17 protein-coding genes are annotated in these 21,540 nt (G+C 70.2%); 6 read left to right on the top strand and 11 right to left on the bottom strand.

From position 1 onward, the window contains the following. Positions 1 to 6: 6 nt before the first annotated feature. Both OWM54_RS06925 and OWM54_RS06920 read right to left on the bottom strand, forming a co-directional pair. Positions 7 to 561 (bottom strand): CGNR zinc finger domain-containing protein, encoded by a 555-nt coding sequence (locus tag OWM54_RS06925; RefSeq protein ID WP_223751249.1) that lies wholly within the window; start codon positions 559 to 561, stop codon positions 7 to 9. 9 nt (positions 562 to 570) lie between these two features. Then, positions 571 to 1,500: an arginase family protein gene (locus tag OWM54_RS06920; protein ID WP_267696968.1), complete on the bottom strand. Its 930-nt coding sequence runs from the start codon at positions 1,498 to 1,500 to the stop codon at positions 571 to 573. 311 nt (positions 1,501 to 1,811) lie between these two features. Here OWM54_RS06920 and OWM54_RS06915 point away from each other — a divergent pair, with 311 nt between their 5' ends. Then, the gene (locus tag OWM54_RS06915) at positions 1,812 to 2,531 is read left to right on the top strand and encodes a hypothetical protein (RefSeq protein ID WP_267696967.1); all 720 of its coding nucleotides are present in this window, start codon (positions 1,812 to 1,814) and stop codon (positions 2,529 to 2,531) included. A 78-nt stretch (positions 2,532 to 2,609) separates the two neighbouring features. On the opposite strand, the gene OWM54_RS06910 is transcribed toward OWM54_RS06915, so the two are convergent. Next, a complete protein-coding gene (locus tag OWM54_RS06910) occupies positions 2,610 to 3,008 on the bottom strand; it encodes a GFA family protein (protein WP_223751252.1) in 399 nt (132 codons plus the stop codon). Between the two features lie 252 nt (positions 3,009 to 3,260). Between OWM54_RS06910 and OWM54_RS06905 the strand changes: the two genes are divergently transcribed. Beyond that, entirely contained in the window at positions 3,261 to 4,847 is a 1,587-nt protein-coding gene (locus tag OWM54_RS06905) for an adenosine deaminase (protein WP_267696966.1), read from the top strand. 60 nt (positions 4,848 to 4,907) lie between these two features. On the opposite strand, the gene OWM54_RS06900 is transcribed toward OWM54_RS06905, so the two are convergent. The 5 genes from OWM54_RS06900 to OWM54_RS06880 form a co-directional block, all read right to left on the bottom strand. Next, a complete protein-coding gene (locus OWM54_RS06900; RefSeq protein WP_223751254.1) occupies positions 4,908 to 5,300 on the bottom strand; it encodes a hypothetical protein in 393 nt (130 codons plus the stop codon). Between the two features lie 123 nt (positions 5,301 to 5,423). Beyond that, positions 5,424 to 6,479 carry a hypothetical protein gene (locus OWM54_RS06895; protein ID WP_267696965.1) on the bottom strand — a complete coding sequence of 352 codons (1,056 nt, stop codon included), beginning with the start codon at positions 6,477 to 6,479 and terminating at the stop codon, positions 5,424 to 5,426. A 214-nt stretch (positions 6,480 to 6,693) separates the two neighbouring features. Then, positions 6,694 to 7,464, bottom strand: a complete 771-nt coding sequence (locus OWM54_RS06890) for a tetratricopeptide repeat protein (protein ID WP_267696964.1) — start codon at positions 7,462 to 7,464, stop codon at positions 6,694 to 6,696. A 107-nt stretch (positions 7,465 to 7,571) separates the two neighbouring features. Further along, the gene (locus tag OWM54_RS06885) at positions 7,572 to 9,101 is read right to left on the bottom strand and encodes an acetyl-CoA hydrolase/transferase C-terminal domain-containing protein (RefSeq protein ID WP_223751257.1); all 1,530 of its coding nucleotides are present in this window, start codon (positions 9,099 to 9,101) and stop codon (positions 7,572 to 7,574) included. 75 nt (positions 9,102 to 9,176) lie between these two features. Next, positions 9,177 to 10,247, bottom strand: coding sequence for a hypothetical protein (locus OWM54_RS06880; RefSeq protein ID WP_223785082.1), 1,071 nt, complete (start codon positions 10,245 to 10,247; stop codon positions 9,177 to 9,179). Positions 10,248 to 10,448: 201 nt separating this feature from the next. On the opposite strand from OWM54_RS06880, the gene OWM54_RS06875 reads away from it, so the two are divergent. Continuing rightward, positions 10,449 to 12,665 carry a M3 family metallopeptidase gene (locus tag OWM54_RS06875; RefSeq protein WP_223751259.1) on the top strand — a complete coding sequence of 739 codons (2,217 nt, stop codon included), beginning with the start codon at positions 10,449 to 10,451 and terminating at the stop codon, positions 12,663 to 12,665. Positions 12,666 to 12,718: 53 nt separating this feature from the next. On the opposite strand, the gene OWM54_RS06870 is transcribed toward OWM54_RS06875, so the two are convergent. Next, on the bottom strand, positions 12,719 to 14,479 hold the full coding sequence (locus OWM54_RS06870) for a glycosyl hydrolase family 18 protein (protein WP_267696963.1): 1,761 nt from the start codon (positions 14,477 to 14,479) through the stop codon (positions 12,719 to 12,721). A gap of 198 nt (positions 14,480 to 14,677) precedes the next feature. On the opposite strand from OWM54_RS06870, the gene OWM54_RS06865 reads away from it, so the two are divergent. The 3 genes from OWM54_RS06865 to OWM54_RS06855 all read left to right on the top strand — a co-directional run bounded on the left by OWM54_RS06865 (position 14,678) and on the right by OWM54_RS06855 (position 19,822). After that, positions 14,678 to 16,138 (top strand): M20 family peptidase, encoded by a 1,461-nt coding sequence (locus tag OWM54_RS06865; RefSeq protein ID WP_223751261.1) that lies wholly within the window; start codon positions 14,678 to 14,680, stop codon positions 16,136 to 16,138. A 204-nt stretch (positions 16,139 to 16,342) separates the two neighbouring features. Then, positions 16,343 to 18,151, top strand: a complete 1,809-nt coding sequence (locus OWM54_RS06860; RefSeq protein WP_223751262.1) for a DUF4215 domain-containing protein — start codon at positions 16,343 to 16,345, stop codon at positions 18,149 to 18,151. A gap of 216 nt (positions 18,152 to 18,367) precedes the next feature. Further along, positions 18,368 to 19,822 (top strand): hypothetical protein, encoded by a 1,455-nt coding sequence (locus OWM54_RS06855; RefSeq protein WP_223751263.1) that lies wholly within the window; start codon positions 18,368 to 18,370, stop codon positions 19,820 to 19,822. Between the two features lie 36 nt (positions 19,823 to 19,858). Here OWM54_RS06855 and OWM54_RS06850 read toward each other — a convergent pair whose 3' ends face one another. Both OWM54_RS06850 and OWM54_RS06845 read right to left on the bottom strand, forming a co-directional pair. Next, on the bottom strand, positions 19,859 to 20,569 hold the full coding sequence (locus tag OWM54_RS06850) for a hypothetical protein (protein ID WP_267696962.1): 711 nt from the start codon (positions 20,567 to 20,569) through the stop codon (positions 19,859 to 19,861). A 153-nt stretch (positions 20,570 to 20,722) separates the two neighbouring features. Continuing rightward, positions 20,723 to 21,532, bottom strand: coding sequence for an SAM-dependent methyltransferase (locus OWM54_RS06845; protein WP_223751265.1), 810 nt, complete (start codon positions 21,530 to 21,532; stop codon positions 20,723 to 20,725). Positions 21,533 to 21,540: the final 8 nt, after the last annotated feature.

The raw sequence follows: 21,540 nt of genomic DNA, 5'->3' as shown, positions 1-21,540 counted from the left end.
GGTGCTTCAGCGCCGGGGCGGGCTGGCGCGGAAGCGCTGGAGCTTGGTGCGGTTGCCACACACGGCCATGGAGCACCACCGGCCGGAGCGGTTCTTGGAGGTGTCGTAGAAGGCCTCCTGGCACGCGCCCGCGGCGCACACCTTCATCCGGGGCCAGTGTCCATCGCGCTGGGTGGAGACGATGGCGGCGAACAGGGCGCCCAGGGCCTTCCAGCCGCCGGTGGCCGCGGGGCGCAGCGACACGCCGTCCTGGCCGAAGCCCACGGTGAGGGGGCTGGAGGCGGCGACGCGCTCCAGCGTCTTCAAATCCGAGGCGGCCAGGGGCTCGCCGGTGTGGGAGAGGAGCACGGCGCGCAGGGCCTCGCGGGCGTCGATGGCGGCGCGGAAGGCGTCCGGGGAGAAGGTGTCCGAGGCCGCCACCAGGCCCCGTGCGCGGCACCAGGCGTCGAGCGCGGCCGGGGTGGGCACGGCGTCGACGAGCTTCTCCACGTCGAGCGTGTTGACGAACTCGAGGAGCAGGACGACGTCCGTGGGAAGTCCGGGGCTGCGCGCATCGGCCATGCGGTGGGCCTATCGTGTCCTGGGCGTGGGCACCAGGGCCCCCAGGCCGCGGGTGAGCGCCTCGACGAGGGCCCGGGCCGCGTCGCGCCGGGGGTCCAGGCTCGGGTCGTAGATGGTGACGTCCAGGCCCACGGCCAGGCCCGAGTCGACGAGCCGGGCGACCAGCTCCCCGAGCTCCGCCACGCGCAGGCCGTCGGGCTGGCGCGAGTCGACGGCGGGCATCACCGCGTCGTCCATGACGTCCGCGTCCAGGTGCATCCAGAAGCCGCGCACGCCGCGCTCCTTGAAGCGGGTGAGGGCGCGCTTCGCTCCGGCGGCGATTCCCTGCGCGCGCAGGACGTCCAGGTCCAGCCAGGCCATGCCCGTGTCGCGCGCGTCCTCCGCGCCGACCTTCTCTCCCTGGCGCTCCGGGTCCCTGACGCCGAGCACGGCCACGTCCTCGTCGAGGACGAGGGGACCTCGGCCCTCCAGGTTCGACAGCAGGGCGGGGCCCCGGCCGGTGGAGAGCCAGAGGTCCATGCCCGCGGCGCCGCCGAGCTCGGAGGCCTCCGGCGGCCAGAAGTCGGTGTGTCCATCCATGAAGGCGAGCCCCGAGTGCGCGCCGGTGCGCTTCAGTCCCAGCAGGCACCCGAGCAGGATGCTGCAGTCACCGCCCAGGACGAGCGGGAAGCGCCGGGCGCGCACGATGGCCTCGACGGCGTCCGCGAGCTGGAGGCTCAGCTCGGCGATGCCATGGGGGTTGAGGATGTGCGTCCGGGCGTCGCGCTGCTCCACATAGGGCCGGGGCGTCACGGTGTGCTCCACCTTCGCCTGGAGCTTGAGTCCCAGGCCCGCCTCCAGCAGGGTCTCGGGAAGCAGGTCCACACGGGGAATCCGCCCGTCCGGACGGCTCAGCCCCAGACCGGAGGGCACGGCGACGAGGGCGATGGGTGATGACATGGGCGCTCCCTGTCAATGGCTGGAAACCATCAACTGTATTTGAGTGGTTTCGGTGAAGCTAGGGCGGAGGTGACGCAGTTGCAACCGCCAAATTGCGATAGGGGGTTTCAGCTCGGATGCATGTTTATTCCCCGAATTCGTCGGCTTCTGCGCAAAGATCGTCCAGCCTCGGTGGAATCGAGACGCTCGACGGGGGCGCTCGGGAGTGAGACTGAAACATTGTGACGCGGGGCGTTGAGTTTGCTCGCTTCTCTCGGAGAGGGCCGTAACAATCCTGATACATGACCCTGCAACGCTCGATTCTCTCCTGGATGTTTGTCTCCCTCGTTGCTGTTGCCGCACTCTCTGCTTGTGATTCTGATGACAAGCCGTCGACGCCCGAAGTGGGCGACGACGCGGGGACCCCGCCGGACGCCGGCACCGTGCCCGATTCGGGCTCGGAACCCGACGCGGGCCTCGAGCCCGACGCCGGCACGGAGCCCGACGCTGGCACGGAGCCCGATGCGGGCGTGACGCCTGACCCGTTCACCACCTGCGAGGGGGCCTGCCGTGAGACCTCGGCCACCATCCGCATGGGCGACAACTCGCGCGTCCTGACCAACGCGTACTTCGGCTACACCGAGCCGGAGAGCCCGGACGGGTCGTGGACCCTGTGGATCGAGCTGAACAACGGGACCCCGGGCGAGTGCCCCTCGCCGGATTCGTCGGTGCCGGCTCAGCTCGTCAACGTCTACGACGTGAAGGTGCCCGTGGACGCGACGCCGCAGAGCGGTGCGACCACGGAGGGGGAGCCGCGAGCGACGCTGGTCGACTTCGATGGCTCGCTCAGCCTCAACTGGTTCGACCACAGCTCGAGCTTCACCTTCACGCCCGTGGCGGCCTCCCTCTGCGCCACCTGCGCCAAGACCGGCGAGTTCCCCGCGTCACACTTCGTGGCGTTCGACGTGGATGCCGTCATGGAGGACGGCGCATTCACCGGCCATGGGTACGCCACCTACTGCCCGGCGCTCACCGAGCTGGTCGAGGAGTGACCTCAGGCCGGCTCACGGCGGCGTGAGTCGGTCCCGCCCGGGCACCCGAACTGGGTGCTTGGGCCGTCGTTCCCGTCCTCAGTGGGGCCTGGGCGGAATGGTGTCGAACCGGGGCGTCCCTTCCTCCAGTTCGTAGTAGTCGCCCTTGTTGGCCAGGTGGACGTGGAGCGCCACGCGCGTCCGCGTGGGCGTGTCGAACGCGCCCATGGCGATTCCAATCCAGTCGCGCTGGAGCGGGTCCCAGAACAGCGACGCGCCGCAGACCGAGCAGAACCCGCGCCGCGCCTTCTCCGAGGACTGGAACCAGCGGACCTGGTCCTGTCCCTCGAGGGTGACGGCCGAGCGGGGCACGTCCGTCGACACGAAGTAGTGCCCCGAGTGCTTGCGGCACTTCGTGCAATGACAGGCGTCGGGGGCGGGAAGCTCGCCCTCCACGGTGAAGCGGACCGCGCCGCACAAACAGGAACCCCGATGCATGGATGACCTCGTCCGAAGGGTGGGGGCGGGGAGCCTGCGGCTTCAGCCGCGGACAGACAAGTGCAACCTTCCGGACGGCGCGCCAGCACGTCAAGACCGTCGAGGGGCGGCGCGAGGGCGTGGGTCATGGTTGAAAAGTCCCTCTTGGCGCAGCCCGATGCGCGGCAGGGAACGCATGGCGCCCGCGCCGACTGGTGTTCGCCGCCCCGCGGACAAGACGCTCCTCGGACACCCCCGCCGTGAGGTCCCCACATGAGCAAGCTTTCGCTGGTCGTCGTCACGATGACGCTGGGCCTGAGTGCCTGCAGGGAGGAGCCGGAGCCTCCCACTCCGCGTCCCCCCGAGGACCTGACGCAGGAGCACATGGAGACCCTTCGCTCCAACCCCATCGCGCTCTCCGCCTTCCTGCGCGACATGCCCAAGGGCGGCGACCTCCACAGCCACACCTCCGGCGCCATCACCATGGAGAAGCTCATCCAATGGGGCTCCGAGGACGGCGCCTGCGTCAACCCCACCACCTACGTGGCGAGCAACCCCTGTGAGCAGGGCGCGACGCCCCTGTCCAACACGGCGTCGGACCGGGCCCTCTATGACGCGGTGATGGGCGCCTGGTCGATGGAGGGCTTCACCGGTCCGCTGCTGGAGGCGCACCAGCACTTCTTCGATGCCTTCGCCAAGTACGGCGCGGTGCAGACGGAGGCCCGGGGGGACGACATCTACGCGGACATCCTCTCCCGCGCGGGCCAGCACAACCAGGTCTACGTGGAGCTGATGCAGGGCTTCGGCGCGAGCACGGGGGGACGGCTCGCCGCGCCGCTGTTCTCGCCCACGGACCCCTGGGACGCGCCGACGCTGTTGGCCAAGCGCGAGCAGCTCATCGCCCTGCCGGACTTCCAGACGGCGCTGACCCGTCAGGCGGAGAGCATTGCCAGCTTCCTGGTGGGGAGCCGGCAGGTGATGGCCTGTGGCACGCCCCAGGCGGACCCGGGCTGCGACGTGGAGGTGCGGCTGCTGGTGTCGGCCAACCGCACGGCGGAGCGGGCCAACGTCTTCGGCCAGTGGGTGTATGCCTTCGAGCTGGCCCAGCGCGTGCCCCAGATTGTCGGCGTCAACCTGGTGTCACCCGAGGAGCACCCGAACTCGCTCGCGTACTACAACGACGAGATGTTCGCGCTGGGCACGCTGGATGACCACAACGACACCACGCCCGGCCGCAAGACGGTGCACGTCTCCCTGCACGCGGGCGAGCTGATCCCCGAGGTGCTCAAGCCCGAGGACCAGGGGCACCTGCGCTTCCACATCCGCAACGCCGTGAAGCTGGCGCACGCGGAGCGCATCGGCCACGGGGTGGACGTGTTGGGCGAAACGGACGGGGAGGGCGTCGACGCGCTCCTGCGCGACATGCGCGAGGCAGGCGTGCTGGTGGAGATCTGCCTGTCCTCGAACAACGTCCTGCTGGGCGTCAAGGGCACGGACCATCCGCTCTCCGCGTACCTGGTGGAGAAGGTGCCGGTGACGCTGGCGACGGATGACTCCGGCATCCTCCGGGGGGACATCACCCAGGAGTACGTCGCGGCGGCCACCGTCCAGGGGCTCGACTACAAGACGCTCAAGCAGCTGGCGCGCGCCAGCCTGGAGCACGCCTTCGTGGAGGGGGACAGCCTGTGGGCCCAGCGGGATGTCTTCACGGCCCGGGTGGCGGCCTGCGCCCAGGACGACGCGGGCGAGGCGGGCCCGTCCGCGTCGTGTCAGACCTTCCTGGGGGCCAACAAGCGCGCGGCGCTGCAGTGGCGCCTGGAGGCGCAGTTCACGAACTTCGAGGCGCGCTTCGCGAACTGATGCCGGAGCCGTGGTCGCGCGCGAGCAGTTGGCGCGACCACGGCTCATCTCAGGCGGGGCTCAGCAGTTCTGCTTGCAGGGAGGCGGCGGGCCGACGGGCGGCGGGCTGCCGGCGGGCGGCGTGCTGATGCTGCTGTGGCAGGTGTAGAGCTGCAGGTCATAACAGTACTGGCGGTAGTACTGGGCCGTCGGACCGGAGCCCGCCATGTACTGGGAGCAGTTCCAGAAGCTCCACTTGTACGGCGTCGCGGCCGGACAGCTCCCGTCCACCCATCCGCCGCTGCCGTAGTCGCGACACGCGCCCTGGTACGTCCCGACGCTGCACGCGTTCTGCTCCACCTGGCCCAGGTCCTCCGTCTCCGGAGCCACCTCGTCCATCGGCGTGCCACCACAGGCGATAATGCCCATGCACAGCGCTCCCAGGAACAACGGCCGCATGACTTGCTTCAACATGGATTGACCTCGTGGATTGTCAGCCCGCCGTGGCCGGGACCTCCCCGTCGGCGAGTGGAGGCCACCCTACGTTCCTCCCTGATTAACCGGGATTAAGCGCGATTAAATGTGGCGGAGGTTGGGTCAGCCCACCCGCCCGGGCGAAGGCGGCGAGAGCAGGTCCTCCCAGTAGCGCAGCTGGGGGTAGACCTCCTGCAACAGATAGCGCCGGCTGCGGAAGTGCCAGTAGATGAAGCTCTTGAGGTAGTGCTCCACGTGAGCCCTCAGCTCCGGGGCGCGCGAGGACGCGGACTCCAGGATGGCGTGGTAGTTCCTCACCGTCGTGGCGAGCGTCTCCCGGTACACCTCCAGGTAAGGGCGCTTCTGCGTCTGGGATTGCTTGAACAGGTAGCAGTTCTCGAAGTCGAGCTGGGACTTCGCCTCCTTGTAGAAGGAGAAGACGTCGTTGGTGAATGCGATGAAGTCCCGCGCCGCCTCCAGGGTGTCCACCCAGAACAGCGGGTCGCGCGCGAAGCTCAGCCGCGCGTCGATGAACTGGAGGGACAGGTACCAGAACTCCGAGGAGCCGTTGTGGTCGCGGATGTACCGGACGCTGTGCGTGGTGCGCTGGGCGCCGTGCCGGGCCACCAGCACCTCGAGCAGGGTTCCAAGGTGGTATTGGAAGAACAGGTTCTTGTAGAGACCCAGGAAGTCCGAGTCGCAAGAGTGACCCAGCTCCTCGAAGGAGAAGTCGACGTAGTCCATGAGCGCGGAGGGCGGGTGGGCCACCGCGCTCGCATGCTTGAGGGACAGGAAGTGCTTCTCCGGGTTGTATTCCTTGTCGGGGTCGAACCACAGCACCAGGCTCCAGACGCGACTGATGGCCCGCCCCAGCCTGGGGTCCTGGATGGGAATCGTGATGTGGCGCATGTATGTCATGGTCTGGATGAACTCCTCATCCATGTCCAGGCCACGGGCCAAGGCTTCCTGTCGGATGAAGCGGGTCTCCCGCTCGACCTCCGCCAGGTCGACCGCGGGCTCGAAGACGGGAATGCTCCTCTCGCGGGAATCACCCGGGACGGGGCCGATGAGGCGTATCAGCTTGCGCAGTTCCCCCGAGCGGAGGACGTTCTCCGCCTCTTCGCGAAAGCCCTGGTGTCTGATCTGTTCCAGTCTGGGATTGAGTTCGAGCTCGAGCATGTGCGGCCCCCACGTCCGGGTGTCAGGTGTGGATGTTCAAGCTAATGCGGTCGCGGCGGGCGGCAGCCGCGGGGCCCTTGGGTTGTGATTGGCCGCGTGGGCATGTTCAGTCCGCATCAGTGACATCGCCCTCGGATGCAGGAGTGCAGGGGGGCCCTTCGTCCTGCGGGCTCGACTGCGGGCCCGAGGCGAAAGGCCGCGGCGGGAGCGTGTTTCAGGGCACGTCGAGTGCCTGGACTGCCGAGCGCAGCGCGTCCGGCAGCCAGTCCGGGTCTCCCCGGCGCAAGGCTGCGAGCCCGGCCTGGAAGTCCGCGCGCGCGCCGCCGACGTCGCCGAGCCGCACGCGGAGCAGGCCGCGCTCGTGGAGCAGCTCCGGGTCCACGTCAGCGCCCTGTTGCAGGGCGAGCGCGGCGGACAGGTCCTCCAGCGCCTCCGCGTGCATTGCCAGGCGCGCGCGCACGGCGGCACGTTGCTGGAGCAGCCAGGGGTTGTCCTGGTCCTCGGCCAGCGCGAGCGTCCAGTCCTGCTCCGCGCGGGTGTCCTGTCCGAGCGCCTCCAGGGACTCGGCGCGCTTCATGTGCAGCACCAGCGCCTTGCGATAGCCGCCATCCACCAGCGCGTCGAAGTCCGCCACGGCCTCCGCATGGCGACCCAGCCGGGCGAGGCACAGCGCGCGGTGCAGCCGGGTCGTCCGGTGTCCGGGGGCCAGCTCCAGGACGCGCTCGAACCAGGGGAGCGCCTCGGCCGGAGCGCCGCCCCAGATGCCGAGCGTCATCGCCAGCTCCATCAGGACGATGCCCAGCCTCGGGTGCGCTTCGGCGAGCGCGCGCACCTGCGCGAGCGCGGAGGTGTACCGGCCCGTGCGTCGCAGTCGGTCGACCTGTCGGAGCTGCTCCGCCACCTCGGGAGGGCAGGGCTCCCGCCCGTTCCTCGCGGTGCCTCCGGTTCTCGCCGCGTCGACGGCCGTGGAGGCCTCCGCAGGCATGCGGGAGGCGCGCCCCTCGGAGGGGGGGGGCGTCGTCGCGGGGCTCCCTGGCCCGGGCGTTCCCCTTGGCGCGTCGTCTCTGTCGTCCCGCCCCGCCATGCCGGTGCTCAGCCTCCCTGGGGGAAGGCGCGGCAGGCGGCGTCGTAGTCGCGCCACCAGGCCTCGAGCACCTTCATGTCCGTGGCGCGCGGCTCGTCCCCCGGGCCCGCCATGTCCAGGTACGCGTGCAACAGCGGCCGGAAGTAGGGGTGGGCGCAGTGGTCGATGATGTCCGTGGCCCGGCGCCGGGGCGAGCGGATGTCCATGTTGCGCGCGTAGCCGTGCTCGGTGACGACGCACTTGATGTCGTGCTCCGTGTGGTCGATGTGCCGCACGTACGGCATCACGCAGCTCACCGTCCGCCCGTCCTTGAGCTTCCGCACCGACGGCGTGTGCACGATGCTCAGGTACGCGTTGCGGAAGAAGTCCCCGGAGCCGCCCAGCCCGTTGACGATGCGCGAGCCGTCGATGTGCGTCGAGTTCACGTGCCCGTAGATGTCCACCTCGATGGGCGTGTTCATCGCGATGACGAACAGCCGCGAGATGATTTCAGGGCTGTTCGACAGCCACATCGGCCGCAGCACCAGCCGCTCCTTGCACCGCTCGAACAGCTGCTGGAACCGCTGGCGCCCCTCGGCGGAGAAGGACACCGCCGTGGCGGACGCGTACTCGAACTTCGCGTCGTCCTCCACGTAGCGCAGCATCCCGTCCTGGAACACCTCGGTCCAGAAGCGGATCTTCTGGAACGGTGACTCGTACAGCTCCCCGATGATGGCGTTGGCCACGTTGCCCACGCCGGACTGGATGGGCGGCAGCCGCTTGCCCCACCCGAACTCCTCGCGGCAGCTCAACAGGAAGTCCACCACGTTGCGCGCGATGCGCTTGTCCGTGTCGTCCGCCGCCTTGAAGGGCACCGGGTGGTCCGGCGTCCTCGACTCCACCACCGCCACCACCTTGCCCAGGTCGAACTCCACGTACGGCGTGCCGATGCGGTCTCTCACGTTCAACAGCGGCAGCGGCCAGCCCACGTGCGGATGCACCGTGGGCACGACGATGTCGTGGAAGCCCGTGTAGTCCGGCGCGGACGTGTTCACCTCGAGGATGACTTTCTTCGCCTTCGCCAGCGCCTCCGCGCTGATGCCCACCGAGGACGTCAGGATGACGCTGCCGTTGGGGCGGATGCGCGACACCTCCACCACCGCCACGTCGATGTCGCCGTAGAACCCGTACATCAGGTTGCGCGCGAAGGCGGACAGGTGCACGTCCGTGAAGTCCATCTCCCCGGCGTGGATGCGCCGACGCGACGCGGACGAGGACATGTACGGCCCGCGCTTGCGGATGAAGGGCGCCATGGGGCCCTCCACGTCCTCGGACAGCGACGCCCCGGACAACAGCGTGAGCCGCGTCTGGGGCGCGGTGCGCGACAGGTGGAAGGCCAGCGCGGGGAAGAACGTCTTGGGCTCGCCCGACTTGGTGAAGCCGCTGATGGCCACCGTGTTCCCGTCGGTGACGTGCTTCACGGCCTCCTCGACGGGGACGACCCGGGCCAGGAGGTCGGCGTTCTGGATGCGGTCCTTCAGCGTGCTCGGAGCGGTCATGGTCAAGTCGGGAACCCCCGCGGAAGGCGGCGGGTCCGCGGTCGAAGATGTCACACCCGGGACGTCCTGCCATCCCTAGCGGAAGCCCGGCGGACGCCGCGTCCCGGTGTCCCCGGGCGCCTCCTCGGCCTTGAGCCTGGCGCCGGGTGAGAGCTCGAAGACGAGCCCGAACTGCCACTGGCTCAGCCGCTCCAGGAAGAGGATGTTGTACGAGTCCTGGCCGTACACGTAGCGGGTGAAGACGCCGAAGCCCGCGCCCCAGTAGGGCAGCGCGGCGAGCGCGCCGCTCACCGTCGCGCGCCGGTGGGGCGTCTCGCCGAAGGGCGCGGACACCGTCCCCTCGAGCCGGAAGCGGTGCTGGTGCCAGATGCGCTCGCCCAGCGCGCTCACGCCCCAGTTTCCCTTGCCGTAGACGCGCCTCTGGTCCTCGGTGATGCCGCCCGAGCCGATGGCCGTGTTCAGCTCCAGGAACGAGCCGCCGCCCACCAGCCACGCGCTGTCCAGGTCCGGGTCCACGCCGAACGCCACGCGCGCGTGCAGCTCCCCGCGCACGAAGTTGGTGGAGAAGCTGCCGGTCAGCTCGTTGAGCGGCAGCTCCCCCTGGGCCGGCGCGCAGTCGGGGTCCGTGCCCTCCTGGTTCGCGAAGAAGCAGCCGTCCTGGCCATTGGAGTAGTGGCCCACCGTGAGGTTCGCCGCGAGCGCGAGCCCCCGCATCGGACGGTCCTCCGCCAGCGAGCCCGGCAGCACGCGCAGGTGCGCCACCTGGAGCGTGATTTTCGGGACGTACGACGGCGGGATGACGGGGCTGCTGTCCGTGTTCAGCATCCGCAGCCGGATGTACGGCGTGAGCACCGCGGTGAGGAACCACTCGCCGTGCTCGCTCCGGAATCGGCCCGTGTGCAGCTGGGGCAGGAAGAGGTTCGGGGCAAGCTGCGCCTCGAACAGGAGCGGCGCCGGGGAGTCGGGATCTCCCTGCCGGCGGATGCGGTTGGGCGAGCCGAAGATGTAGCTGCGGTCCAGGAAGAGCGGGGCGGGGGTGTTGTACTCCACCTTCCAGTCCGCCCGGGCCCCGCCCGCCGCGAAGAGGAGCGCCAGCGCGAGGCCCCGCGAGGCACGGCCCCTGGGCTGGGCGAGGACGGTTCGCATCCGGCGGGTGTCTCCTGGCGACGAAGGCCCTCGAGGACGGAGGCCTGCACGCCTCCTCTATCCGGCCCGGGGCCCCGTCCTCATCCGACCCGCCAGGTGTTTGTCGCGAGAAGGGAACAGGTGGACGGGTGGACGTGTTGGGCGCCGCGATTCCGTGCTTTGGTGCACAACCCACCCCATCCTCGGGAGACCTACACTTTCATGCGCAACCTCCTCATCGTCAGCGCGGGCGTGGCCGCGCTCGCCTCCACCGGATGCGCGACCTCCAAGGACGCCCGTCCCGAGGACGCCGCCACCTCCACCGCGGCCCCTGCCGCCCCTGCCCCCGAGGCCCCCGTGGCTCCCGCCAACCCCCTGCTGGCGAAGTGGAGCGGCCCCCATGGCGGCGTGCCCCCGTTCGACCAGGTGAAGGTGGAGCTGTTCAAGCCCGCCATCGAGGCGGCCATGGACACCTTCCGCAAGGAGCTGGCGACCATCGCGTCGAACCCGGAGGCCCCCACCTTCGAGAACACGCTGGCCGCGCTGGAGGACGCCGGCCGCGGCTTGAGCAACGTGGAGACGCTCTACGGCATCTGGGGCTCGTCCTTGAGCAGCCCCGAGTACCAGGCCGTGGAGCGCGAGCTCGCGCCGAAGTTCGCCGCGTTCGAGGATGAGATCTTCCAGAACGAGGCCCTCTTCCGCCGCATCGAGGCCGTCTACAACTCGCCCGACAAGGCGAAGCTGACGCCCGAGCAGCAGCGGCTCGCGTGGCTGCACCACACGCGCTTCGTGCGCTCCGGCGCCAAGCTGGACGGCGCCGCCAAGCAGCGCCTGGGCGCCATCAACCAGCGCCTGGCCTCGCTCTACACGGCCTTCAGCCAGCACGTGCTCGGCGACGAGGAGGCCTACACCGTCGTCCTGGAGTCCGAGGCGGACCTGGCGGGCCTGCCCGACTCCGTGCGCGCGGGCGCCGCCGCCGCGGCCGAGGCCCGGGGCCAGAAGGGCAAGTGGGTCATCACCAACACGCGCTCCTCCATGGAGCCGTTCCTCACGTACTCGTCCCGCCGGGATTTGCGCGAGAAGGTCTGGCGTAACTACGTCAACCGCGGCGACAACGGCGACGAGCGCGACAACAACGCCATCATCTCGGAGGTGCTCAAGCTGCGCGCCGAGCGCGCGAAGCTGCTCGGCTACGCCACGCACGCGCACTGGCGGCTGGAGAACGCCATGGCCCGCACGCCCGAGCGCGCGATGGAGCTGATGGAGGCGGTGTGGAAGCCCGCCGTGGCCCGCGTCCGCGAGGAGGTCGCGGACATGCAGAAGGTGGCCGACAAGGAGCGCGCGAAGCTCAAGATCGAACCGTGGGACTACCGCTACTACGCGGAGAAGGTCCGCAAGGCGAAGTACGACCTGGACCAGAACGAGGTGAAGCCCTACCTCCAGCTGGAGAAGCTGCGCGAGGGCATGTTCTGGGTGGCCGGCGAGCTGTTCGGCTTCAGCTTCGAGCAGGTGACGGACGTGCCCGTCTTCCACGCCGACGTGCGGGTGTGGGAGGTGAAGGACAAGACGAGCGGCAAGCACGTGGGCCTGTGGTACTTCGACCCGTACGCGCGCAAGGGCAAGCGCTCGGGCGCGTGGATGAACGCGTACCGCGGCCAGGAGCGCTTCCGGGGTGAGGTGACGACCATCGTCTCCAACAACTCCAACTTCGTGAAGGCGGCGCCCGGCGAGGCGGTGCTCATCTCGTGGGAGGACGCGAGCACGCTGTTCCACGAGTTCGGCCACGCGCTGCACGGCCTGAGCTCGTCGGTGACGTACCCGTCGCTGTCCGGCACCGCCGTGGCGCGGGACTACGTGGAGTTCCCGTCGCAGCTCTTGGAGCACTGGCTGTCCACGCCCGAGGTGCTCAACACCTTCGCGCTGCACTACCAGACGGGCAAGCCCATCCCCCCGGCGCTGGTGGCGCGCATCGAGAAGGCGGCGACCTTCAACCAGGGCTTCGGCACGGTGGAGTACCTGTCCTCCGCGCTCATCGACATGAAGCTGCACCTGGCCGGCGACGCGAGCATCGACCCGGACGCGTTCGAGCGCGACACGCTCAAGGCGCTGGGCATGCCGAAGGAGATCGTGATGCGCCACCGCACGCCGCAGTTCGGCCACGTGTTCGCGGGCGACGGCTACTCTGCGGGCTACTACAGCTACCTGTGGTCCGACACGCTGACGGCGGACGCGTACGAGACCTTCACCGAGGGCAAGGGCGCCTACGACAAGGCCGTGGCGGAGAAGCTGCGCAAGAGCGTGTTCTCGGTGGGCAACACGGTGGACCCGGCCGAGGGCTACCGCGCCTTCCGCGGCCGCGACGCCGGCATCAACGCGCTGATGCGCAAGCGGGGCTTCCCGGTGCCCGCGCAGGCGAAGCAGTCCAAGTCCACGCCGTAGGCGGCGGGTGACGTCCGGGTGCGCGGGGGATGACGCCTCGCGCACCTGGGGGCTCACGGGTCCAGGAAGGCGCGCTTCACCTCGAGCAGCAGCTCATCCTTCTTGCCCGCGGGCTGCAGGGGGCGGTGGCCCTGGTTGATGGTCCAGATGATGGTGCCGCCCAGTCCCTCGTCGCGCGCCCACTGGCCCTTCACCGCGACCGACTGCCCGTCCTCGTACGAGACGTAGTTGCAGTGGCCCGCGCCGGTGACGTCGGAGGCGGACAGGTAGGGCGAGGCCGCGCGCTCGTCCCAGTGTCGCTTCATCAGCGGGTCCTGGAGGTACTTGTCCACGATGTTGGCGTAGCTCATGGCGTTGTCGCTCTGGCCCTCGTTGACGTCGGGCCGGCCGTCCAGGGGGATGCGCGGCTGGGTCACGCCCTGCCAGCACGTGCCGAAGAAGCCGATGCCCACGCCCAGCCGTCCGCGCGGCACGCCCGCCCGGATGTAGCCCGCCACGGAGTTGGCGACGGAGCTGGGGCGGTTCTGCGCCTCGTCCCAGAGGGGGCTGGAGTGCCAGCTCTCCCAGCCGCCCCAGTGGCCGCTCATCTTGTAGGACATGATGTTGAGCTGGTCGACGCGCGAGCCCAGCTCCTTCATGAACTTCGCCTCGTGCTCCGGCATCCCGAAGTTGGAGTTGAGCCAGTTCACCGGCACCGTGAGGATGATGTCCGGACGGGCCGCGCGCAGCTCGTCGATGAGCGCCAGGAGCAGCTCCCCGTCGTTGCCCGCGGGCGGCAGGTTGATGGGCTCCCAGTCCAGGTCCAGCCCCATGTAGCCCAGCTCATCCATCGTCTTGAGCAGCTCGCGCACGAAGACGATGCGGCTCTCACCCGTGGACGCGAGCACGAAGCCGTCGTGCTCGCCGAAGCCGCCAATCATGAGCAGCGGTATCTTCCCCGCGGCCTTCGCCCGGGCGGACAGCGTCCGGGCGATGGCGGGGCCCTCCAGGTCGGAGACGTCGAAGTCCGTGAACAGCGTCCCGTCGAAGCGGGGGCGCACGCGGCCCACCATGATGTGCGTCATCCCCGAGAAGTCCACCACGTCGGGCGGGTAGGCGCGGTGCTGGTAGCCCACGTAGTAGCCGGACACCCAGCTCGCCGGCGCGCCGCCGGGCTTGGGCGTCACCGGACCGACCTGCGCACCCGGACCCTCGCCCACGTCGTTGACGGCCCTCACCGTGACGGTGTGCGGCTTGCCGTTGGGCAGCCCCGGGACGTTCGCGCTCCCGGCCTTGACGTCCACCGTCACCGAGTGCCCCCCGGGCTCGGCGGTGACGAGGTAGTGCTTGAGCGCGCGTCCGCCGAAGCTCGCCGGCGCCAGCCAGCTGACGAACACCGCGCCGTTGCCCGGCGTCGCCCTCACCGAGCGCGGCTGACCCGGCGTCGTGGGGTTGGGGATGGACATGCCCGGCTGGGGCACCACCGGCACCGACGGCAAGGAGGCGTCGCCCTCGCCCCGCGCGTTCACCCCGGAGACCTTGAACAGGTACTTGAAGCCGTTGTTGAGCCCCAGCACCGTGGCCTGGCGCTCGCTCGCGCTGACGATGGCGCCGCCGCAGGCCGGGTCGCACCGCACCACGTAGTACAGCAGGGGGTGGCCGCCATCGCTCGTCGGCGGCGTCCACGTCACCAGCGCCTGGGCGTCCGCCGCCTGCGCCTCCACGTCCGAGGGCGCCCCGGGCAGCCCCGGCCCCTCCTCACCCTTTCCGCATCCCCCGAGCAGCACCCCCGCTACGAGAAGGCACCACCACTGCGTCACGAGTCGAGTCTTCACCTGCGCACCTCTTCGAACTGGCACAGATAATACGGGGAAGTCCGACATCCCTGCGTTGAAATAGTGTGGCAATACTGCATCTGCTCGACGAGCGACAAGGTGGTCGCGTCTGTCTCGGGTTCTGGGAAAACGCTAGGGAGGGTGCGGGCCGTTCCCGCGTCGTTGGAGGCGGCCTTGCTACGGTGGTCGCTTCCATCCATGAAACGACTGCTCCTGTCCATGGCCCTCGCGGCCAGTGTCCTCGTCCTGGTGCTGGTGGTGCGGACGCTGTCCTTCACCTCGCGGCAGGTGGCGCCGGCGGCGATGGAACCCCTGACGGTGGACGCGGACGCCGCGGCGGCGCGCCTGGCCGGAGCGCTGCGGCTCAAGACGGTGGCGGCGTCGGAGGGCGTGCCCGCGGAGGACGCGGCCTTCGCGGGGCTGCATGCCTACCTGGCCGAGCACTTCCCGCGCGTGCACGCGGAGCTGAAGCGCGAGCCGGTGGGGACGCACTCGCTGCTCTACACGTGGCCGGGGACGGACGCGTCGCTGTCGCCCCTGTTGCTCGTGGGGCACCTGGACGTGGTGCCGGTGGCCCCCGGGACGGAGGAGTCCTGGGCGCACCCGCCGTTCGCCGGCGTGGTGGCGGACGGGTTCGTGTGGGGGCGCGGCGCGCTGGATGACAAGAGCAGCGTGCTGGCGCAGTTGGAGGCGGTGGAGGCGCTGCTCGCCGCGGGGGAGAAGCCCCGGCGCACGGTGATGTTCGCGTTCGGCGGGGACGAGGAGGTGGGGGGCCTGAAGGGCGCTGTGGCCATCGCGGCGCTCTTGAAGGAGCGGGGCGTGCGGCTGGAGTCCGTGCTCGACGAGGGCGGCGTCATCATGTCCGGGACGGTGCCTGGGGTGAGCGCCCCGGTGGCGTTGGTGGGCACGTCCGAGAAGGGCTTCACCAGCGTGGAGCTGAAGGTGAAGGGGGAGGGAGGGCACTCGTCCATGCCGCCGCCGCGCAGCGCCGTGGGGGTGTTGGCCCGCGCGGTGGCGAAGGTGGAGGACTCGCCCATGCCCGCCCGGCTCGAGGGTGGCAGCCGCGAGCTGTTCCTGCGCGTGGGCCCGGAGATGCCCTTCGGCATGCGGCTGCTCTTCGCCAACCTGTGGCTCACCGAGCCGCTCGTGGTGCGCCAGCTCACCCAGAAGCCCACCACCAACGCCGCGGTGCGCACCACCACCGCGGTGACGCTGTTCCAGGGCGGCGTGCGCGACAACGTGCTGCCCGCCAGCGCCCGCGCGGTGGTGAACTTCCGCATCCTGCCCGGCGACAGCGTGGACGGGGTGCTCGCGCACGTGCGCTCGGTGGTGGATGACTCGCGCGTGGAGCTGGGCACGCTGGCGTTCCAGAGCGAGCCGTCCCCCGTGTCGCGCACGGACACGGAGGCCTTCGGCCACCTGGAGCGCACGCTGCGGCAGGTGTTCCCGGAGGTGGTGGTGTCCTCCTACCTCAACGTCGCCGCCACCGACTCGCGCCACTACGTGGGCTTGAGCGACAACGTCTTCCGCTTCTTCCCCGTGCACCTGCGCGCCGAGGACCTGGCGCGCGTGCATGGCAAGGACGAGCGCATCGCCGTGACGGCGCATGCCCAGGCCGTCCGCTTCTACGCGCAATACCTCCGCAACGCCGCGCGCTGAGACATGGCTGAGACAGGGGCCCTCCCCTCGATGGGGGCCTGTATCGCGACATGGACGCGGATGTGTGTCCGAGACACGAAATCAGGCGATTCAGTCCGCTCTTCCTGCACATCTGCGCAATTCCTGCATTTTCACGCGCTGTGCGGGAGTGAGAAATCGCAACCGCGTTGACACGCACCGCGCGCACTTCCAGCATCGGGGGTCATGGTGACCGTCCCCTCTGCTGGAAAGCGCCTCGCGGGTCTCGTACTCGCCTCTCTTCTCTTCTCGTTGATCGCATCCTCATGTGGAGGCGGTGGTGGTGATGGCAAGCCGGATGGCGGCGGTGGGGGCAATGACGATGCCGGCCCCACCCAGCCGTGTGACGGAGGCACGTGTCCCGTCGAGAACTGCGGCAACGGCACCCTCCAGTCCGGGGAGACGTGCGACGACCGCAACCAGGTGAGCGGCGACGGGTGCTCGGCCACGTGCACCCTCGAGGAGGGTTGGGCGTGCAACACGCCGGGCGAGCCGTGCGTGAAGGTGGTCGGGTGCGGCAACGGCAAGGTGGAGGCGGGCGAGCAGTGTGACGACCGCAACGTGTCCAGCGGCGACGGCTGCAGCGAGACGTGCACCGTGGAGCAGGGCTGGAACTGCCCGTCGGCGGGTGGCCGCTGCCACGCCGCGCAGTGCAACGACGGCTTCAAGGTGGGCGAGGAGGAGTGCGAGGACGGCAACACCAATAACGGTGATGGTTGCACCGCGGAGTGCCGCCTGGAGGAGGGCTGGAAGTGCCCGACGGTGGGCGCGGCCTGCTCGAAGACGACCTGCGGCGACAACATCGTCGAGGGCACCGAGGAGTGCGACGACGGCAACAAGGACATGGGCGATGGCTGCTCGGCGGCGTGCAAGCGCGAGCCGCGGTGCCAGAACGGCCAGTGCCAGGCGACGTGCGGCGACGGCATCATCCTGCCCAACGACACCTCCGAGGAGTGCGACGACGGCAACGCCCGCTCGGGCGACGGCTGCTCGGCCACGTGCAAGCTGGAGACGGGCTACGTGTGCCAGGTGGTCCAGACGGATCCCCCGGCCTCGCTCGACCTGTCCGCCGTCTTCCGCGACTTCCGCGGGTATGACCTGCCGGCGGATGGCGCGCTGCCGCGCGGCCACATCGACTTCGAGAACGGGAACGCCGGCGAGCGCGGCATCGTGAAGGCGCAGCTGGCCACGACGCTGGAGGGCATCCCGGGCAAGACGTTCCCGGGTGGCAAGCCGGAGTACGCCAAGACGGGGCAGTCGTCCGCCACCACCCACGGCGCGACCGCCTTCCACCAGTGGTACACGGACCACGCGAACATCAACAAGACCATCGTCGGGACGCTCAAGCTCAACCGCCAGGCGGGTGGCTCGTACGTGTTCGACAGCGACCGGTTCTTCCCGCTGACGAACCACCCGGACAGCTGGGTGGCCGCGGGCAAGGAGCCGCTGCGCGGCGACAACGGACAGCCCTCCCAGCAGCACAACTTCAGCTTCACGAGCGAGGTCCGGTACTGGTTCCAGTACAAGGGCACCGAGGTGCTGCTGTTCCGCGGTGACGACGACGTGTGGGTCTTCATCAACGGCAAGCTCGCGCTGGACCTGGGCGGCGTCCACGGTCCGGAGAACGGCACCGTCACGGTGTCGCAGCAGGCCGCGGCCCTGGGCCTGACGGTGGGTGGCATCTACGAGGTCGTGGTGTTCCAGGCCGAGCGCCACACCTCCGGCTCGTCGTACCGGCTGACGCTCAACAACTTCGAGACCCGTCGCACGGTGTGCAACGCCACGTGCGGCAACGGCGAGGTGGACGAGGGCGAGGAGTGCGACGACTTCGTCAACGCCGGTGGCTACGGCAAGTGCGCGCCCGGCTGCGTCTGGGGTCCGCGCTGCGGCGACGGCATCCCGCAGACGGCGCCTCCGGCCAACGAGGAGTGCGACGACGGCAACACCACCAGCGGCGACGGCTGCAGCGCCACGTGCAAGTCGGAGATCGGCTGAGTCGTCCGACGTGACGGGCCGCTCCGGGCGCGAGTGCCCCGGAGCGGCTCACCGCCTCGCGGAAGAAGCTCCCGCGAGGCGGCTGTCGCCGGGGGCGAGTCGTCCCCAAGGCCCTGGGGCCGGGATGACCGCGCCGCCCGGTGGGGAAGCAGGCAGGCCCGTGCTCCCAAGTGGGATGCTCACGCGAGGCCGTCTGGTATCTTCGCGCCCGACTTCATGGCGCCCTCCGTCCTCTTCCGTCTGTCGCTGCTGCTGTCGCTGGTGCTGGCCGTCCCGGCCGGGGCCGCGAGCGCGCGGAGCACACCACCTCCCGCCGACGAGGTGATGGGCGTGCTGCGGCGGGTGGAGACGGCGCGGGTGCGTGGGACGCTGCGCGTGCTCGACAGCGAGTTCGAGGAGCTGACGCGCGCCCAGCCCAGGAGCGTGATGCCGCGCGTGTACCGCGCCTGGCTCGCGTTCCCCGCGGACACCAGCTGGAACGAGCTCAAGGCCCTGTCCTCGCTGGAGCCGGAGAACCCCTGGCCGCACCTGGGCATGGGGCTCATCTACATCCGCTGGGGGCTCCTGTCGGAGGCGCGCGCGCCGCTGGCCGCCGCCCGGCGCGTGTCCCCCGACTTCGCGCCCGCCCTGTGGGGGGAGGGGCTGCTGCTCCAGGCGGAGGGCAAGCCCGCGGAGGCCGAGGCGCGGCTGCGCGAGTCGCTCTCCAGGCTGGACGCGCCCCAGGCCCGCACGGCGCTGGGGCTGCTGCTGGCCGCGAGCCCGGGGCGCGAGGCCGAGGCCCGCGCGGAGCTGACGCGCTCGGTGGAGGCGTGGCCGGAGCAGCCCGAGGCCCTGCGCAAGCTCGCCTCGCTGGCCCAGGCGGCCAAGGACGTGCGCGCCGCCGCGGCGGCGGGCGAGAAGCTGGTCGCGCTCAAGCCCGCGGACCGCGAGGCGCACCGGCTCCAGGCGGAGCTGTGGCTGTCCGCGTCGGAGAAGGACAAGGCCGCGCGCTCGCTGGAGCGCTACGTGGAGCTGGGCGGCGCGGACGTGGCGCCCCTGGCGCTGCGCGCGCACGTGTACGCGGAGCTGGGGCGCGCGGCGGACGAGGAGAAGGCGCTCGCGCGGCTCATCGAGGCGGAGCTCAAGGACCCCGAGCCCCTGCTGCGGCTGTCCGAGCTGGCCGAAGCGCGCGGGGATGCGGCCGCGAGCGAGGCCTTCCTGGTGAGCGCCTCGGAGCGGGCGCCGGCGCGCTCGGACATCCACGTGCGCCGCGCGCGGCTGTGTCTCAAGCAGGAGCGCTGGCGGGAGGCCCTGGTGTCCTACCGCGCCGCGCTCGCCGCGCCGGAGCGCAAGGTGGCCGAGGCCGAGGCGGAGACGGCCGAGCTGGTGAGGCGCTTCCGGCTGCCCGCGACGCCCGCCAAGGGGGTGCCGGATAAAATCTACGCCCGCGTGTCCCTGGGCCTGGTCGCCATCTACATGGAGCGGCTCAAGGAGTCACCGGAGCTCAAGGGCAACCTGAAGCTCCAGGTGCAGGTGGACGAGACGGGCAAGGCCACGCAGGTGAAGGTCCTCTACGATAGCCTGGAGGACCCGCTCGTCGCCGGCCACGCCTACTTCGCCTTCCTGGACGCGCAGTACCCGCCCGCGAAGGACGAGCCCATCTTCCAGTACGTCTTCCGGCCGCCGAAGTAGCCGCCGGAAGACGCGGGCCTGGAATCAGGGCGCCACTCACTCGTCGTCGTTCATGCCGCTGCCGCCGTAGCCCTGCGAGGAGCCGCGGGCCTTCTCGAAGTCGGCGCGGGCCTGGCGCTCCTCACCCAGGCGCACGTCCACCTGGCGCTGGGCCTCCTCCGTCTTGCGCTGGGCGTCGGCCACCGCGCGGGTGAACTCGGCGTCGGACATCTCCTTGGCGCGCACGTCATCGCTGTTCTTCAGCGCCTGCAGCTCCGCCTGGCGCAGCTGGGCCTCGGACAGCTCCAGCTCCGCCTGGCGCAAGTCCTTGCGGGCCTTCTGCGTCTCCACGGCGCGCTGGCGCCACGCCGTCTGGGCGCGGGCCGCCTGGAGCTTCGCCTCGGTGGTCCTCAGGTCCTTCTGGGCCTGGGTGATGTTGGCTTGCTGACCGGTGGCGCGGGCGGCCTCGAGCGCCGTCTGGTTCGCCTCGTGGGAGAGCTTGGCCGCCTCCTCGTTGCGCCGGGAGACCTCCACCGCGCGCTCGGCGTCCTTCACCGCCACGTCGGCGCGGGTGACCTCGTCCTGGGCCTTGGTGCGCTCGGACTGGGCGTTGCGGACGTCGCCGAGCTGGCTCTCGGGGACGCGCGCCAGCCAGGACTCGTCCACCTGCTTCTTCGCGGACTTGGATGAGCTGCACCCGCCGAGCACCAGCGCCGTCCCCAACACCACTCCCGCCAGAACCCGATGCTTCCTCGTCGACTGGAACATGAATTCCTCCTGACCGTGCGTATCGTCGCTTGCTCGACACGGTAGGCACTCGGCGACGGCGAGGCAGGAGGCACGGTGCGACACCCGACGCTGGCCTTGACGCGCCCGCTCGGGGGGCGGGCGTGGAGGAGGGCGGCTGGTGTGGCCGCCTGCTCAGTGCTTCTCGAGGATGACGGCGTAGAACTCGATGCCCACGCCCTCGCGGTCCTCCTCGGTGATGTGGCCCACGGGCAGGCCCAGGAACTCCCGCACCGTCATCACCCCGCCGGGCCCGGGAGACCAGGGGCCGCACAGGTCCAGGTACTCGCGCAGCGAGTAGAGCTGGAAGGACTCGCCCATCTTCTGGAACATGCCGACGAACTGCTCCCACTTCGGCGTGCTCAGCCCGGGCGCCTTCGTCTCGAAGGTGGCGAAGAGCTTCGAGCCGGGCGCGGCCCAGTCATACAAATCCTTGAAGAACCTCCGGTTCTCCTCCGAGGAGAGGAACACGGTGATGCCATTGGCGCCGAAGGCCACGCGCCGCTCGCCATCCAGGAACGCGCGCACGTCGGGCCGCCGCAGGAAGTCGCCCGCGGAGCGGATGTCGCATTCCATGTAGCGCGTGCGCGGATTGTCGCCGAGCAGGTGCTTGCCGGTGGCGATGGTGAGCGGGTTGATGTCGGTGTAGAGCACCTTGGCGTCGGGCAGCACCGAGTGGATGTGGTCGCTCGTCGGCAGGCCCGAAGCGAAGTCCACCCAGTGGTCGAAGCCGTCCGCGGACAGGCGCAGCGCGGCGGTGCGCAGGCAGCTTCGGAGCATGCGCAGCCACTTCCGGGTGGAGGGCACCAGCGAGAACATGAACTCGGCGGCCTGTCGGTCCACCTCGAAGTGGTGGGTGCCGCCCAGCGTGTAGTCGTAGATGCGGGCCGCGTCGGGCACGTGGGGGTTGACGCCCGGGATGCGGGAGAGCTCCTGGTTGTCCATCCTTCGCT

The sequence above is a fragment of the Myxococcus sp. MISCRS1 genome (assembly GCF_026626605.1).
In the GTDB taxonomy this organism is placed as follows: domain Bacteria; phylum Myxococcota; class Myxococcia; order Myxococcales; family Myxococcaceae; genus Myxococcus; species Myxococcus fulvus.
Note: the sequence above shows the minus strand (reverse complement) of the source record. Positions and strands in the feature narration are given on the sequence as shown.

Coding starts and splice junctions, on each gene's coding strand:
- OWM54_RS06925 (WP_223751249.1), bottom strand. CDS start 561: ATGGCCGATGCGCGCAGCCCCGGACTTCCCACGGACGTCGTCCTGCTC.
- OWM54_RS06920 (WP_267696968.1), bottom strand. CDS start 1,500: ATGTCATCACCCATCGCCCTCGTCGCCGTGCCCTCCGGTCTGGGGCTG.
- OWM54_RS06915 (WP_267696967.1), top strand. CDS start 1,812: ATGTTTGTCTCCCTCGTTGCTGTTGCCGCACTCTCTGCTTGTGATTCT.
- OWM54_RS06910 (WP_223751252.1), bottom strand. CDS start 3,008: ATGCATCGGGGTTCCTGTTTGTGCGGCGCGGTCCGCTTCACCGTGGAG.
- OWM54_RS06905 (WP_267696966.1), top strand. CDS start 3,261: ATGAGCAAGCTTTCGCTGGTCGTCGTCACGATGACGCTGGGCCTGAGT.
- OWM54_RS06900 (WP_223751254.1), bottom strand. CDS start 5,300: ATGTTGAAGCAAGTCATGCGGCCGTTGTTCCTGGGAGCGCTGTGCATG.
- OWM54_RS06895 (WP_267696965.1), bottom strand. CDS start 6,479: ATGCTCGAGCTCGAACTCAATCCCAGACTGGAACAGATCAGACACCAG.
- OWM54_RS06890 (WP_267696964.1), bottom strand. CDS start 7,464: ATGCCTGCGGAGGCCTCCACGGCCGTCGACGCGGCGAGAACCGGAGGC.
- OWM54_RS06885 (WP_223751257.1), bottom strand. CDS start 9,101: ATGACCGCTCCGAGCACGCTGAAGGACCGCATCCAGAACGCCGACCTC.
- OWM54_RS06880 (WP_223785082.1), bottom strand. CDS start 10,247: ATGCGAACCGTCCTCGCCCAGCCCAGGGGCCGTGCCTCGCGGGGCCTC.
- OWM54_RS06875 (WP_223751259.1), top strand. CDS start 10,449: ATGCGCAACCTCCTCATCGTCAGCGCGGGCGTGGCCGCGCTCGCCTCC.
- OWM54_RS06865 (WP_223751261.1), top strand. CDS start 14,678: ATGAAACGACTGCTCCTGTCCATGGCCCTCGCGGCCAGTGTCCTCGTC.
- OWM54_RS06860 (WP_223751262.1), top strand. CDS start 16,343: ATGGTGACCGTCCCCTCTGCTGGAAAGCGCCTCGCGGGTCTCGTACTC.
- OWM54_RS06855 (WP_223751263.1), top strand. CDS start 18,368: ATGGCGCCCTCCGTCCTCTTCCGTCTGTCGCTGCTGCTGTCGCTGGTG.
- OWM54_RS06850 (WP_267696962.1), bottom strand. CDS start 20,569: ATGTTCCAGTCGACGAGGAAGCATCGGGTTCTGGCGGGAGTGGTGTTG.
- OWM54_RS06845 (WP_223751265.1), bottom strand. CDS start 21,532: ATGGACAACCAGGAGCTCTCCCGCATCCCGGGCGTCAACCCCCACGTG.